At 61.0% G+C, this 13,992-nt stretch carries 13 protein-coding genes; 7 read left to right on the top strand and 6 right to left on the bottom strand.

Annotated elements, in window-relative coordinates; translation table 11 throughout:
- Nucleotides 1-86: 86 nt before the first annotated feature.
- Nucleotides 87-461, top strand: coding sequence for a putative quinol monooxygenase (locus tag IWY39_RS06025; RefSeq protein WP_196871636.1), 375 nt, complete (start codon nucleotides 87-89; stop codon nucleotides 459-461).
- A 52-nt stretch (nucleotides 462-513) separates the two neighbouring features.
- Nucleotides 514-2,625, top strand: a complete 2,112-nt coding sequence (ligA, locus tag IWY39_RS06020) for an NAD-dependent DNA ligase LigA (RefSeq protein WP_107124079.1) — start codon at nucleotides 514-516, stop codon at nucleotides 2,623-2,625.
- Between the two features lie 28 nt (nucleotides 2,626-2,653).
- On the opposite strand, the gene IWY39_RS06015 is transcribed toward ligA, so the two are convergent.
- Both IWY39_RS06015 and IWY39_RS06010 read right to left on the bottom strand, forming a co-directional pair.
- Nucleotides 2,654-2,920 carry a winged helix-turn-helix transcriptional regulator gene (locus IWY39_RS06015; RefSeq protein WP_229380591.1) on the bottom strand — a complete coding sequence of 89 codons (267 nt, stop codon included), beginning with the start codon at nucleotides 2,918-2,920 and terminating at the stop codon, nucleotides 2,654-2,656.
- Between the two features lie 43 nt (nucleotides 2,921-2,963).
- Nucleotides 2,964-4,135, bottom strand: a protein-coding gene (locus IWY39_RS06010) for an IS3 family transposase (protein ID WP_107124077.1) whose coding sequence is annotated in 2 segments (ribosomal slippage) — nucleotides 2,964-3,871 and nucleotides 3,871-4,135 — 1,173 coding nt in all. Because the reading frame shifts where the segments join, the coding sequence is not laid out codon by codon here.
- On the opposite strand from IWY39_RS06010, the gene IWY39_RS06005 reads away from it, so the two are divergent.
- Nucleotides 4,125-4,637: an IS66 family transposase gene (locus tag IWY39_RS06005; RefSeq protein WP_196871411.1), complete on the top strand. Its 513-nt coding sequence runs from the start codon at nucleotides 4,125-4,127 to the stop codon at nucleotides 4,635-4,637. The two genes, IWY39_RS06010 and IWY39_RS06005, sit on opposite strands and share 11 nt — an antisense overlap.
- A complete protein-coding gene (locus IWY39_RS06000) occupies nucleotides 4,634-5,227 on the top strand; it encodes a plasmid pRiA4b ORF-3 family protein (RefSeq protein ID WP_229380777.1) in 594 nt (197 codons plus the stop codon). Before IWY39_RS06005 ends, IWY39_RS06000 begins: the two co-directional genes overlap by 4 nt.
- Before the next feature lie 91 nt (nucleotides 5,228-5,318).
- On the opposite strand, the gene IWY39_RS05995 is transcribed toward IWY39_RS06000, so the two are convergent.
- The gene (locus IWY39_RS05995) at nucleotides 5,319-5,828 is read right to left on the bottom strand and encodes an antibiotic biosynthesis monooxygenase family protein (RefSeq protein WP_107126601.1); all 510 of its coding nucleotides are present in this window, start codon (nucleotides 5,826-5,828) and stop codon (nucleotides 5,319-5,321) included.
- Between the two features lie 190 nt (nucleotides 5,829-6,018).
- On the opposite strand from IWY39_RS05995, the gene pdxR reads away from it, so the two are divergent.
- Together pdxR and IWY39_RS05985 are read left to right on the top strand one after the other, a co-directional pair.
- Nucleotides 6,019-7,506 (top strand): MocR-like pyridoxine biosynthesis transcription factor PdxR, encoded by a 1,488-nt coding sequence (gene pdxR, locus IWY39_RS05990; protein WP_196871410.1) that lies wholly within the window; start codon nucleotides 6,019-6,021, stop codon nucleotides 7,504-7,506.
- A gap of 149 nt (nucleotides 7,507-7,655) precedes the next feature.
- Nucleotides 7,656-9,062, top strand: a complete 1,407-nt coding sequence (locus tag IWY39_RS05985) for an aldehyde dehydrogenase family protein (RefSeq protein WP_107126599.1) — start codon at nucleotides 7,656-7,658, stop codon at nucleotides 9,060-9,062.
- A gap of 323 nt (nucleotides 9,063-9,385) precedes the next feature.
- On the opposite strand, the gene IWY39_RS23995 is transcribed toward IWY39_RS05985, so the two are convergent.
- Both IWY39_RS23995 and IWY39_RS05975 read right to left on the bottom strand, forming a co-directional pair.
- The gene (locus tag IWY39_RS23995; protein ID WP_229380837.1) at nucleotides 9,386-9,880 is read right to left on the bottom strand and encodes a hypothetical protein; all 495 of its coding nucleotides are present in this window, start codon (nucleotides 9,878-9,880) and stop codon (nucleotides 9,386-9,388) included.
- Nucleotides 9,877-11,048 (bottom strand): IS3 family transposase gene (locus IWY39_RS05975; protein WP_107126597.1). Its coding sequence is split into 2 segments (ribosomal slippage): nucleotides 9,877-10,784 and nucleotides 10,784-11,048, totalling 1,173 coding nucleotides; the frame shifts between segments, so codons are not numbered across the junction. Before IWY39_RS05975 ends, IWY39_RS23995 begins: the two co-directional genes overlap by 4 nt.
- 303 nt (nucleotides 11,049-11,351) lie before the next feature.
- On the opposite strand from IWY39_RS05975, the gene IWY39_RS05970 reads away from it, so the two are divergent.
- Nucleotides 11,352-12,383, top strand: coding sequence for an IS110 family transposase (locus tag IWY39_RS05970; RefSeq protein ID WP_196871635.1), 1,032 nt, complete (start codon nucleotides 11,352-11,354; stop codon nucleotides 12,381-12,383).
- 556 nt (nucleotides 12,384-12,939) lie between these two features.
- Here the strand turns inward: IWY39_RS05970 and IWY39_RS05965 are convergent.
- Complete coding sequence (locus tag IWY39_RS05965) at nucleotides 12,940-13,983, bottom strand: LacI family DNA-binding transcriptional regulator (RefSeq protein WP_107126551.1); 1,044 nt, start codon at nucleotides 13,981-13,983, stop codon at nucleotides 12,940-12,942.
- Nucleotides 13,984-13,992: the final 9 nt, after the last annotated feature.

Below are 13,992 nucleotides of genomic sequence, written 5' to 3'. Positions count from 1 at the left end.
GCGCAGGCGGGAACCCAGTCCCACGCTCCGAACTGGGTTCCCGCCTGCGCGGGAACACGAACAATGGAATGGCAGGGGAAAGCATGATGACCCATAACCGTAGAGACATGCTGGGCCTGACCGCCGCCGCCATCGCCGCCAGCGCCATCCCGGCCACCGCGCAATCGGCCCAGCCCCGCTACGGCCTGATCGGCCAGATGATCGCGAAACCCGGCAAGCGCGACGCATTGCTGACCTGTCTGCGCGAAGGCACGACCGGGATGCCCGGCTGCCTGTCCTATGTCATCGCGCTCGATACCGCCAACCCCGACGCGCTGTGGATCACCGAAGTGTGGGACAATCGCGACAACTACATGGCCTCGCTCAAACTGCCCGCCGTGCAGGCCGCCGTCGCCAAGGCCCGCCCGATCATCGCCGGTTTCGGGCAGCGGTTCGAGACGGTGCCGGTGGCGGGCATCTGAAACAGCGCGCGCCCGCTTTCGCCGGAGCATAACAGCGGTTATGTCCACCCCTATGACCGATCCCGCCACTCTCTCCGAAGCCGAAGCTGCCAACCGTCTGATGCGTCTGGCGCGCGAAGTGGCCAGGCATAACCGGCTCTACCATGATCAGGACGCGCCGGAGATCAGCGACGCGGACTATGACGCGCTGATCCGCGAGAATAATGCGCTGGAAGCCCAGTTCCCGCACCTCGTCCGCGCCGATTCGCCCAATGCGCAGGTGGGCGCGGCCCCCACCTCCTCGCTCAAGAAAATCCCCCACGCCGTCCGCATGATGAGCCTCGACAATGGGTTCGCGGACGAGGACATTGCCGAATTTCTTGCCCGCGTGCGCCGCTTCCTGGCGTTGCCCGACGATGCGCCGGTCGCGCTGACCGCCGAGCCGAAGATTGACGGCCTGTCCTGTTCGCTGCGCTATGAGCAGGGCGAGTTGGTGCTCGCCGCGACGCGCGGCGACGGCGCGACGGGGGAGGATGTCACTGCCAATGTCCGCACCATTGCCGACATACCCCAGCGGCTGACGGGCGACGCGATCCCCGACCTGTTCGAGGTGCGGGGCGAGGTCTATATGGCCAAGGCGGATTTCACCGCGCTCAACGCCCGGCTGCTGGAGCAAGCGGACGATCCGGACAAGGCGCGCCAGTTCGCCAACCCCCGCAACGCCGCCGCCGGATCGCTGCGGCAGAAGGACGCGACCGTCACCGCCAGCCGCCCGCTGCGCTTCCTGGCCCATGGCTGGGGCGCGCACAGCGCCTTGCCCGCCGACACGCAACTGGGTGTGATGCAGGCAATTGCAGCCTGGGGTCTGCCGGTGTCGGACCGGCTGATATGCGTCGACACGCTCGAAGCCCTGCTCGACCATTATCGCAGCATCGAGCGTGCGCGCGCCGACCTGCCCTTCGACATTGACGGGGTGGTGTATAAGGTTGACCGGCTCGACTGGCAGCAGCGGCTGGGCTTCGTTGCGAAGGCACCGCGCTGGGCGATCGCGCATAAATTTCCCGCCGAACGCGCGCAGACGACGCTGGAGGCGATCGACATTCAGGTCGGGCGCACCGGCAAGTTGACCCCGGTGGGTCGCCTGACCCCGGTGACGGTCGGTGGCGTCGTCGTCTCCAACGTCACGCTGCATAATGCCGACGAGATCGCCCGGCTGGGCGTGCGGCCCGGCGATCGCGTCATCGTCCAGCGCGCGGGCGACGTCATCCCGCAGGTGGTCGACAATCTCGACCGCGATCGCCCCGGCGCGCCTTATATGTTCAAGCCCGAATGCCCGATCTGCCACAGCGAGGCGGTGCGCGAGGAGGGCGAGGTCGATTATCGCTGCACGGGCGGGCTGATCTGCCCGGCGCAACGGTTCGAGCGGCTGCGCCATTTCGTCAGCCGGGTCGCGCTCGACATTGAGGGGCTGGGGGAGAAGTCGATCCAGGAATTTCTGGACCTCGGCTGGATCACCGAACCGGCCGATATTTTCCGCCTGAAGCGCCACCGCCCCGACCTGATCGGCCGGGAAGGGTGGAAGGAAAAGTCGGTCGACAATCTGCTCGCCGCGATCGAGGCGAAGCGCGCGCCGGACGCGGCACGGCTGCTGTTCGGCCTTGGCATCCGCCATGTCGGCGCGGTGACGGCGCGCGATCTGATGAAGCGCTATACGACGCTGCCGGCCGTGCGCGCTTTGGCGGAAGAGATTATGGCTCTGCGCGACCAGCCATTTGACACGTCGGCCAAGCGCGACAAGGCGATCGCCGACCATATCGGGGTGGAAAATGTCGGCGCGGCGGTCGGCCATGCGCTCGCCGACTTCTTCCATGAACCGCACAATGTCGCGGCCTGGGACGATCTTCTGTCCGAAGTCACGCCGCCCGACTATGTCGTGGAAACCACCGCCAGCGCCGTCACCGGCAAAACCGTGGTGTTCACCGGCAAGCTGGAAACGATGAGCCGCGACGAGGCCAAGGCGCAGGCCGAACGATTGGGCGCGAAAGCGGCGGGATCGGTCAGCGCCAAGACCGATCTGGTCGTCGCCGGGCCGGGGGCGGGGAGCAAATTGAAGCAGGCCGCGGCGCTGGGGATCAAGGTGATCAGCGAAGAGGAATGGGCGGAGATTGTGAAGGCGGCGGGATGAAACCGACAGCCCTTCGTTCCGAGCGGTCCTAAGCCGCCATCGCCTCCACCCCTGCATCATGCGCGCGCCGGGCGGCCATGATGTCGCCGACATGGGCTTCGGCCCAGCCGGTGATCTGGTCCAATATGCCGATCAGCCCGCCTGCCAGCGGGGTCAGCCGATATTCCACCGTCACCGGCACGGTGGCAAAGGCGGCGCGGCTGACCAGGCCGTCGCGCTCCAGGCTTTTCAAGGTCTGCGACAGCATCTTTTGCGAAATCGCGCCGATCCGGCGGCGCAGCAGGTTGAAGCGCACCGGCCCGTCTGATCTGCCCCCACCGAGTGGACCGATTGGTTTGTTAGTGCATTAAGCTCATCGCCGCCATATCCGGGTGGAGGTGGAGCGAAGCGGAACCGGAGGCCGGATATGGCGGTGTTGCCGTTTCCGGGGCCGGTGGTCGATAGCCCAGGCTGCTATGCGGGCGGACGGTGTTGTAATGCCGCCGCCAGGCTTCGATCAGCACTTTGGCCTCGGCAAGGCTGTAGAAGATCTCGCCGTTGAGCAGTTCGTCGCGAAGCGACCCGTTGAAGCTTTCGTTATAGCCATTCTCCCATGGTGAACCCGGCGTGATGTAGAGCGTCTTCACGCCGATCTGCCCCAACCATTTCTGGACGGCAGTCGCGATAAATTCGCTGCCATTATCGGACCGTATATGCGCCGGTGGCCCGCGCGAGATGAACAGGTCGGCGAGCGCTGCCAGAACATCCTCATGCTTGAGCTGCCGCGCGACGATGAGCGCCAGGCACTCCCTGCTGGCCTCGTCGATGATCGTCAAAATGCGGAACTTGCGCCCGTCATGCGTGCGCCCTTCGACGAAGTCGTAGGCCCATACATGACCTGGATATTCGGGCCGCAGGCGGATACAGGATCCGTCGTTGAGCCATAGGCGTCCGCGCTTTGGCTGGCGCAGCGGAACCTTCAGCCCCTCACGCCGCCAGATCCGCTCAACGCGTTTATGGTTCACCGTCCATCCCGCATGGCACAGCAATGCCGTCACCCGGCGGTAGCCATAGCGACCATATTGCTTCGCCAAAGCGATGATATCCTCTGTCAGTGCCTGTTCGTCATCCGCCCCGCGCGGCACCTTGCGCTGTGTCGATCGATGCTGACCCAGCACCCGGCATATCCGTCGCTCGGACACCGGAAGCTCTTGTCGCAAATGATCGATGCAGCGCCGCCGCCGCGCAGGGCTCAGAAGTTTCCCTTGGCAGCCTCCTGCAGGATCAACTTGTCCAGCGTCAGGTCCGAAATCGCCCGGCGAAGACGCTGGTTCTCTTTCTCCAAATCCTTCATCCGCCGCGCCTGGTCGGTCTTCAGCCCGCCATATTCCTTCCGCCAGCGATAATAGGTCTGCTCGCTGACCGCGATCCGCCGGCAGGCCTCCGCTGTCGAGGCCCCCTGCGCCAGCACAATCTCAACTTCACGCAGCTTGCCGATAATCTCTTCCGGCTTGTGCTTCTTGCTCGGCATTCATTTTCCCCTTCGTGGTCCAGACTATCATAGTCTCTGGGCCACTCAGCAGGGGGCAGATCAACGACGCATCCGCCAGATCAAGGCGGTGCCGAAGCTGGAGGCGCTGCGCGTCTGGCTCGAAACCCAGAACCGAGGCTTGTCGTCTGACAGCAATCTGGCGCGTGCGTGTCGCTATCCGCTTAACCGCTGGCAGGCCATGATCCGTTACTGCGATGACGGTCGGCTTGAGATCAGCAACAATCTGGTGGAAAATGCCCTGCGCGGTGTCGCGCTCGGGCGCCGGAACTGGATGTTCGTCGGCTCCATGAAGGGGGGAGAGGCGGCCGCGTTATTTTACTCCCTGGCCGGCACATGCCGGCTCAACGGCGTCGAGCCTGAAGCGTGGTTCACAGACGTCATTGAGCGCATCGGCAACCATCCGATCAATCGGATCGATGACTTCCTGCCGTGGAAATGGCAGGCATCAAAGCTGAGCAACGATCTGGAGAAGGCTGCGTGAGCAACGGCACTGTGGTGCGGATGAAGATTGCGCTGGACGATGTCACACCGGCCGTCAGCCGAACGCTGGAGGTGCCGCTCAATATCCGCCTGGACCGCTTGCACACCGTCATCCAGACCGCCTTCTCGTGGACGGACTCTCACCTGTGGGAAATGAGCTTCGGGCAGACTGGCTTTGGCATCCCTGATCCTGAATATGGCTTCGACGGGCCGCTCGATGCCCGTAAGGCCACTCTCGCCCAGGTCCTGGCGGATACGAGGCGCAAGACCTTCCGATATCTCTATGACTTTGGCGACGCCTGGGAGCATAGCGTCAAGATCGAGCGCGTCAGCCCGGCCAGCCCGCACCTGACATATCCACTCATCCTCGACGCAGTAGGCATGCGGCCTCCAGAGGACTGTGGCGGCCCATGGGGTTACGCCGAAAAGCTCGAAGCGCTCGGCGACCCCCAGCATGAGTATCATGAAGAAGCGCTCGATACCCTCGGCGAAGACCATGATCCCAACGCCCAGCCCGATATCCCCCTGATCGAGGCAAGGCTGGAAGCGCTCGCGAAAAAATGGGCGCCGCGAACACGCCGGAAAGCCTGACAGGCCGCGTCAACGCCACCTTCCGTCGGCGCTTACGCTCCATCTGCCTTTGCGGCGTTCGAGTATTGGCAAGCCGTTCGCGATCGGGCGATCAGGTCGTTGACGGCAAATCTGCCTCCGCGCGCGATTCCTGCAGAAGCTTTGGCACGTCCTTGAAGACGGCGAAGCTGCTCGGCGTGTTGGGCATCACCGGGAAGTGGAATTCGCACTGTGGGCAGGGTTCAGCGAGCACCTTCTGCTCTTCCTGAAGATCGAACGCCTTATCCTCGACCAGGCCGCAACACGGACAGACGCGCAGTAGGCGTGTGTTTGTCAGTTCAAAATTGGTGATGATGTCTTCCATAATGGCGCCGCGCGCGGCCCATTCCTTCGCATATTTATGGTAGACATTCATGTGCCAGTCCTTGAGCGACGCACGATCCACCCAGAAGCTGACTTCGTTGAACCAACCCGGGTCCTCGGGATGCACCCACCAGGTGAGATGCAGGAAGCCGGGCATCTTCATGAGATGGTTGCGGGTGTCGGCGAAAATCACCTTGAACTTTTCATAGCCGTCCGGACTGGAAAAGCGCACGCGCTGCATGCTGAGAAAGACGGACATTTTTTGTACTCCCCTCGATGAGTCCAGCCCTGCGAGCTGTGCCTGAGAGGAATAGGTACGGCGTGGCCATGCGGTAGGACCAAGACCGGGAAACTTTATGGTGCCAGAGTAAGGCGGCCCTATCATTCAATCAGACAGGCGATAGAGTTGGGTGAAACCGCTTTTGAGAGGCATCCTGATCACGATGTCGATGAACCTCATCATCACCGTTGACCGCAACGACGAGCGATCGTTGCAAACGCAGCTTTATGAAGCGTTGCGCGAGCAGATCCTCAACGGAAGCCTGTCTGCCGGCAAGCGCTTGCCATCCACTCGCAGCATGTCAGAGCAATTGGGCATCGCCCGTAACACCGTCATGCTGGCCTATGAAAGACTGGCCGCAGAGGATTATATCACCTCGCGCGCCAAGGCTGGAATATTCGTCAATCACAAGCTGCCGGACGCAACGGTGCTGTTGCGCAACGGCCATGGTGCCGCCCAACCCGCCCGTAAACGCCTTCGTCTGGGCAAGAACCCCACATTCACCGGCCGCTCGCCCCAGCTCTGGCACGAGAAGCGCGCGCGGCCGCAGTTCGATTTTTTTGTGGGCCGCCCCCTTCCTGCCGGTTTCCCGACAACTTTCTGGCAGCGGGCGGTTACAAAGCACCTAGCCTATTCACGTGGTGCCCAAACTGAATATGGCGATCCCCAGGGCCTTGCGGCCCTCCGCGAAGCGATAGCGGCCCATCTGGCCGAGACACGGGGCATCAGTCCGGATGCCGACCAGATCATGATCACGTCGGGTATCCAGGGTGCGCTCAATCTGTTGGCACGGATATTCCTCACCGGCACATCCAAGGCGAGCGTGGCGGTCGAAAATCCCTGCTACCAGGGGGCGGCCTATCTTTTCGGCAGCTATGGAGCGAGCATTCGACCGATAGATGTCGACGAACAGGGCATCATAGTCTCGCAACTCAACGGTTTCATGGGCAATCTCGTTTACGTCACGCCTTCACACCAGTTCCCGACCGGATGCACGCTGAGCCTCGACAGGCGCCTGCATCTGCTCGACTGGGCCTATCAGACTGGCAGCTATATTATCGAGGACGATTACGACAGCGACTTCCGTTATGATGGGCCGCCGCTGACGGCGCTTGCCGGGCTCGACCGCAATGGTCACGTCATCTACCTTGGCACCTTCTCCAAGTCGATCGGCGCAGGTTTGCGGATTGGCTATGCGGTGCTCCCGCGCCATCTTGTCGAGCCGGCACGGATCGTGAAGACGCTGACCGACAACGGCGCGCCATGGCTCGAACAAGCGGTGATCGCCGACTTCTTGAAGGAAGGGGCGTTCCTGCGCCATCTGCGACGCATCCGTCGCTCCTACATGGGTGCAAGAGACGCCGTGGTAGAAGCCGTCGAGAAGCATTTTCCGGGCGGCGTGCTTCTGGGCCAGGAATGCGGGATGCACATGATGTGGACGCTTCCGCCCGACCTTCCATCAGCCAATGAAATGCATCGCCTCGCTCGGAACTGCGGCGTTGGCCTCTATCCCTTTTCTGGCGCCGCCGTGCATGAATATGGAATGCCAGGGCGATTTCGCGAGCGATCTCTGGTGCTTGGCTATACCGGTCTGGGCGAGGGGGATATTCGCGAAGCCTTTGGGCGCGTCGCGGATCTTCTCGACCGCGGTCGATGATCCAACGTCGCGACTGGCACCATAAATAAGGGATTGAATGGTCCTATGTCCCTGACAGTGCCGGGCTTAACATCCGACGTCACCAAGAGATGACAGGTGCCGGTCGCGGCCTTGTAAGGCGATTGGCGGATCGCCCCCGGGAGGATGCAATGGCAGAATATAAGCTTTTGATCGATGGCAGGCTGGTTGATGGAGCGGCCGTCATGGACGTTCTCAATCCGGCGACCGAAGAGGTTTTGGCCCGCTGCCCCCGCGCCTCCGCCCAGCAACTCGATGAGGCCGTCGCAGCGGCGCAAGCTGCCTTTCCTGCATGGTCGCGGACGTCTATCGCCGCGCGCCGCGCGCTCATTCTCAAATTTGCCGACAGCATCGAGGTCCATGCCGAGGAACTGGCGCGGCTGCTGACGCAGGAACAGGGTAAGCCGCTGAGCGAGGCAGGTGCCGAGATCGGCTATAGCGTTGCCTTCATCCGTCAACTTGCCAGCTACGACCTGCCTGTGCAGGTTCTTGAGGATAATGATACGCGACGCGTCGAATTGCACCGGCGCCCGCTGGGCGTTGTTGGTGCGATCATCCCGTGGAACTTCCCTATCCTGATCGTCGCCTTCAAGCTGCCGTTCGCTCTGCTGGCAGGCAATACGCTCGTGGTCAAGCCAGCGCCGACCACGCCGCTGTCCACCCTGCGTCTGGGCGAACTAATGGCTGCGATTTTCCCGGCGGGTGCCGTCAATATCATTACCGATCAGAACGACCTTGGGACGCAGCTCACGACGCATCCGGGCATCGCCAAGATCAGCTTTACCGGCTCTACCGAAACGGGCCGCAAGGTGATGGCCAGTGCAGCCGCCTCGATCAAGCGTCTCACACTGGAGCTGGGCGGCAATGACGCCGCGATCGTGCTTGCAGATGCGGACCCCATCAAAGTTGCGCCAGGCATCTTCAGCGGCGCTTTTATGAACGCCGGTCAGATCTGTCTCGCGATCAAGCGCGTCTATGCTCATTCCGACATTTATGACGCGCTCTGCGCCGAATTGGCGCGACTTGCCGAAGAGGCTGTGGTGGACGATGGGCTCAAACAAGGTGCCCAGATTGGTCCACTGCAGAACAAGGCGCAATATGAAAAGGTCAAGGCCCTTGTTGAAAGCGCGCGCGCCGATGGGACGATCATTGCTGGCGGCAAGGTTCTGGATCGCCCCGGCTATTTCGTCCGTCCGACCATCGTGCGCGATATCAGCGATGGCGCGCATCTGGTAGACGAGGAGCAGTTCGGTCCCGTGCTTCCCATCATCCGCTTTGACGACTCCGAAGATGCGCTTGCGCGCGCCAACGCGTCAGACATGGGGTTGGGTGGCTCCATTTGGTCTGCCGACCGTCAAAGAGCCCACGATCTTGCTATGCGTATGGAAGCCGGCACGGTGTGGATCAACAAACATCTCGATTTTGGCCCAACAATGCCGTTCGGCGGCGCCAAGCAATCCGGTCTTGGCGTCGAGTTCGCGCAGGAGGGATTGCATGAGTTTACGCAGATCCATGTGATCAACGAGGCGAAAGCGTAATCGGCCAAGTCTGTGTCGCTGCGGGCCGCGCGGCTTAGATCGGGGCATCCCGGCTTTGCGCCGAGCAAGACACTGTAAGATAGGCCGTAATCCCATATATTCGCCGAGCGGCTTCAGTACGAGGGATAGTGTTTCACCGGCACCGACAGCTCGATTTTATCAGCCATGTCTGCCGATATCGCAGGTAGAGGCTGCGCGCGCTGGAGTGTATAAAGCGCCGGTTCTACGAGCTTCTCTTTCGAACTCGCCGACATCTCGCACGACCGGCAAACAGGCGAATGCCGCCGCCCGTCATGTGATTTTCGCCACCCGCGCTTTGGCAGCTATCGCCCCAGGCTGTCGTCTAACAGCGGCCCATATTGCAAGCCCCTTAAAGCGTTATAGAGATGAACTTGCCCGGAGCACGGTAAGCGGTAAAAATCCCCCACATTTTCATGATTTGGCGATTTGGTAGGTGTTGAGCCTTGCATATGCGAGGTGGCGATGAGTGGTGATTTCGAAACCAATTTCGAAACTGAAAGGGGGGGAGGGCAGGCAAGGCCGAGCGTCTTGATGTCATTCCATTGTCGAATGACAACCGTGGATGGACGCGGGCGGCGAAGGCGCGGATCATAGAGGAGAGTTTCAAGCAGGGAGCGAATGTGGCCGAGGTGGCGCGGCGTCATGGCATGCTCCCGCAACAGCTTTATAACTGGCGAGGGCGTTTCCGAGAGCGGGCCGAGGGGATGGGCTTTGTTCCCGCGGTGATCGAAGTGAGGTGGCCTCGCCTTCTTGGACAGGTTGGCGGCTAGGTTAAGCTCATCCCGGATGTCGTTCATGCCGCCATTTGGGTGATCAAATCCTGGGGGGCATGCCCCCCAGGATTTGAAGCGCCGATTTGCCCATATGCCTCGCCTGGGGTTTTGCCCGCAAGGCGTGAATGCGGGCGATGGTTGTCATAATATGCGAACCATCGGCCAAGGCCGGCGCGCAGTTCAGATCCGGTTTCGAAGGCGTGCAGATAGACGCATTCGTACTTCACAGACCGCCAGAGCCGTTCGATGAAGACATGGTCCATCCAGCGTCCCCGGCCGTCCATGCTGATCTTGATCTCGGCTGCGCGCAGCACACCGGTGAAGGCATTACTGGTGAATTGGCTGCCCTGATCGGTATTGAAGATATCGGGCTTACCAAAACGGGCCAGCGCCTCCTCCAGGGCCTCTACGCAAAAGCCGGCATCCATGGTGTTCGATAGCCGCCAGGCCAGCACCTTGCGGCTTGCCCAGTCCATGATGGCGACCAGATACAGGAAGCCCCGGCGCATGGGCAGATAGGTCACGTCCGCGCACCAGACGTGGTTGGGGCGTGTGATTTCGAGATTGCGCAGCAGATAGGGATAAATCCGATGCTCGGGATGCGGATCGCTCGTGCGAGGACGCTGGTAAATTGCCGCCAGCCCCATCTTCGCCATCAGCCGCCGGACCCGGCGACGGCCGATCGCATGGCCCAGACGCCGTAAATGCCGCGCCATCTGCCGGCTGCCGTACCACGGGCATTCCATGAACGTCTCGTCGATCACCGTCATCAGCGCCAGCGTCTCGTCGGTTTCCGGCACCGGCGTGTAGTAATAGGACGACCGGCTGATCGACAGTAGGCGGCACTGCATCGCGATCGACAGGTGCTGGTGTGCTGGCTTGATCTTCGATCGCCTCCAGGCCACGCTCATCGACCGGAGGCTTTCGCCAAAAAATCGCGTTCCACCAGCAATTGCCCGATCTTGGCGTGCAACTTCTCGATTTCCGCTTCACTGGCAGCCTTTGAGCTCTGATCGCCATTATCGAACAGGCTGGCCAGGCCCTCCATCGCCTGCCGCTTCCATGCCCCGATCATCGTGTGGTGGATGCCATGTTTGGCCGCCAGCTCCGCCAGCGTCAGATCGCCCCGGATCGCTTCCATCGCCACCTTCGCCTTGAACTCCGCGCTGTAGCGCTTTCTCGTCGTCTTCATTCCCGCCCATTCCTTCAGGTCGGGATGAGCTTAACACCCTGTCCGAATTTCCGGCACCACCTCAGTCATCGGGGGTCTCCGTGAGTTGAGTGTTGCAACCCAAACTTACCGAAGTTCGCCGATGACCACCCGCGAAACTGACCGGCCGCTACAGCGCTTTATCGATGAGCGCGCGTCCGGTCAGCTTCGCTACCGGCGGAAGCTACACCACTTAACGTAATCGCCACACTCGACCTCCGCTTCGTTGCGGTAGGATGTCATTGCCGCTTCGGCGCTCGGCCGGAGTCGAACGTGGAGGACGTTATGGGAGTTTTTGCAGCACTGGATGTGTCACAGGAGGAGACGGCGATTTGCCTGGTTGGGGCGGAAGGTGAGATTCTCGCGGAGGCGAAGGTGCCGACCTGCCCTGACGCGATAGCAGACTGGCTAGCGAAGCGCGCTGCGGATGTCGAACGGGTGGGAATGGAGACAGGTCCCCTTGCCGTCTGGCTCTGGAACGCGCTGACGAAGCGGCGTGTCCCGATCATTTGCCTGGATGCGCGTCACGCTAATGCGGTCCTCAAAATGATGCCAAATAAAGCCGACAGACATGATGCTCGCGGCTTGGCTCAGATTGTCCGCACAGGTTGGTTCAAGGCTGCCCGGATAAAGAGTCATGAGGCCTATGTTAACCGGGCGATGCTGACAGCGCGCGATACGCTGGTTGGCATGCGTGTGAAGCTTGAAAATGAGATCAGAGGGTTGCTGAAAACGTTTGGCGTGATGTTCGGAAAACGGGTTGGGGGCTTCAAACGCCGTGCGACGGAGATCATCACAGGCGAGCTGGCAGTCGCACCGGAGCTCATACCGATCTTTGAAGCGTTGATGCACGCCCGGAGTGAAATTCTAGCCCGTATTGCCGCTCTCGATGGCAAAATCCGGGCGGTAACCAAACAGAATGGTACGGTACGTCTTTTGATGACAGCGCCGGGAGTCGGACCGATCACCGCGATGGCGGTAACTGCAGCATTCGACGACGCCGAACGCTTCAACCGATCTTCCAGCGCGGGCGCTTATCTCGGTCTGACGCCAAGGCGCTACGAATCTGGCGAAATCAGCCGGAACGGGCGCATCTCGAAAAGCGGTGACAGGTTCGCGCGAAAATGCCTGTACGAAGCAGCAAATGCGATCTTGTCTCGAAAGCTTGGCGGCCCTCGCCTGCGTGAGTGGGCACAGGCGATCGCAGGCCGAACCGGGCCTCGCAAAGCGAAAGTCGCCCTGGCCAGGAAGCTGGCGGTAACATTGCACGCAATGTGGCGTACCAACACGACCTTCCGGGAGGCGGCGATGGCCTGATCCAAATCCGAAGCAATACGCTGAACTCAAGCGCGACAGAACGCGTCCCGCTGGGACGCTTAGCGAGGGTGAGATCGTTCCCGCGAGTGCGGCACGGACCGCGCACACCACTTAGATTCACCCTACTTTGAACGCTAACATGCGGCGTCCAGCGCGACGACCCCGGAGAGAACCCTGGAGCCCAGCGCGCGTGACGAACCGCAAAGAGGTCAGCTGTTGACAGTGGCGATTAGAGAACCTCCCGGGACACAACCTCCACCCGCTACCGCTCGGCCGCGATCATGAGGCCCGGACATTAAGCTCTCCCAGCTGTCCGACGACCTCGAAGACAACCTTTGGCAATCGGGCACGGGTAAAAAGGAACCGCGATGCGAATATCAATTAGACAACTTTGCAGTCTGTCGGCTTATGGACGCCAAGTCGAATGAAGCCGACATTCGATGAATATAGCGACTCTCGTCGGGACATGTTTCCGTAGCTCAAGGCTTGGATCAGAAACTGCCGCCTGATGCCAGCGACCCGCACATAGCAACGATCGTAATCAATAAATGCGCTGTTATGGCCAACGGCTTGTGGATTCTCGTATGACAAGTTGGGAAGGCGAGTAAATAGTTGATCCAGCACCTGACAGTTCGCCATCGCGAGCTAACATTATCGCTTTCGTGGCTGCCTCCGCAGATATTTTTGCCCCCGGATGCTGAACCGTTGTTAACGATGGCCAGATTTTGACGGCAATGGGTGTGTCATCGAAGCCGGCTACCGACAGATCGCGTGGAACGTCAAGTCCACGCCGATGGGCCAATGATATGATCGCAGCGGCCATATCGTCATTACTGGCGAAAATGGCGGTCGGACGATCTTGCATGCCAAGCAGCTGTTCCCCCGCAGTCAGGCCGGAGTCAAAGCTCATATCGCCTGTCACGACCAGTTCCGGGCGTATGTCCAGACCGGCATCTCTCAATGCGTCGATATAGCCATCGCATCTTGTACGATGGATCAAATGGCCTGGGCCACCGCGAATGAAGCCGATATCGCGGTGGCCCAAGCCAATCAGATAGGCCGTCATCTCCCGCGCCGCGCTGCGGTCGTCGATCCGTACGCAATTCTCCCCCGGCAGATCGTCGCCCGGCGATATGGCGACCACCGGCACGGGGCATTGCCGGGTCAGGCCATGGCGGCTGGCGATTTCGCAATAAGGCGGTGCGATCAATATGGCGTTGGCGCCATTGTCTACCAGCGCCTGCATCTGCCGTCCGATTTCGATCGGATCGGGGCCCTCGAGCCTGCGAAGCAAAAGCTGTGCGCCCATTTGACTCGTTGCATCCAATGCGCCGACCAGAATCGAGCTCAAAAACGCATTTTCGATGTTCCGATGAAGAAGGCCTATGCGCATGGTGGCCGCGCCAGCTAAAGACCGCGCCGCAAGGTTGGGCGTGTAATTGAGCTCGCTGATTGCGGCCATGACGCGTGCACGTGTCTCCTCGCGCACCGTTGCACGATGGTTCAGCACATTCGACACAGTCATAGCTGACACGCCAGCGTGATCTGCCACCGTCTGGATCGTGATTGCCTGACTAGCGCGGCGCCCCTGTCGGGCCATCTATTTCCT

This window comes from Sphingobium sp. JAI105 (genome assembly GCF_015752145.1).
GTDB classification, from domain to species: Bacteria; Pseudomonadota; Alphaproteobacteria; order Sphingomonadales; family Sphingomonadaceae; genus Sphingobium; species Sphingobium xenophagum.
The sequence above is the reverse complement of the archived record's forward strand: the minus strand, read 5'-3'. Positions and strand labels throughout refer to the sequence as shown.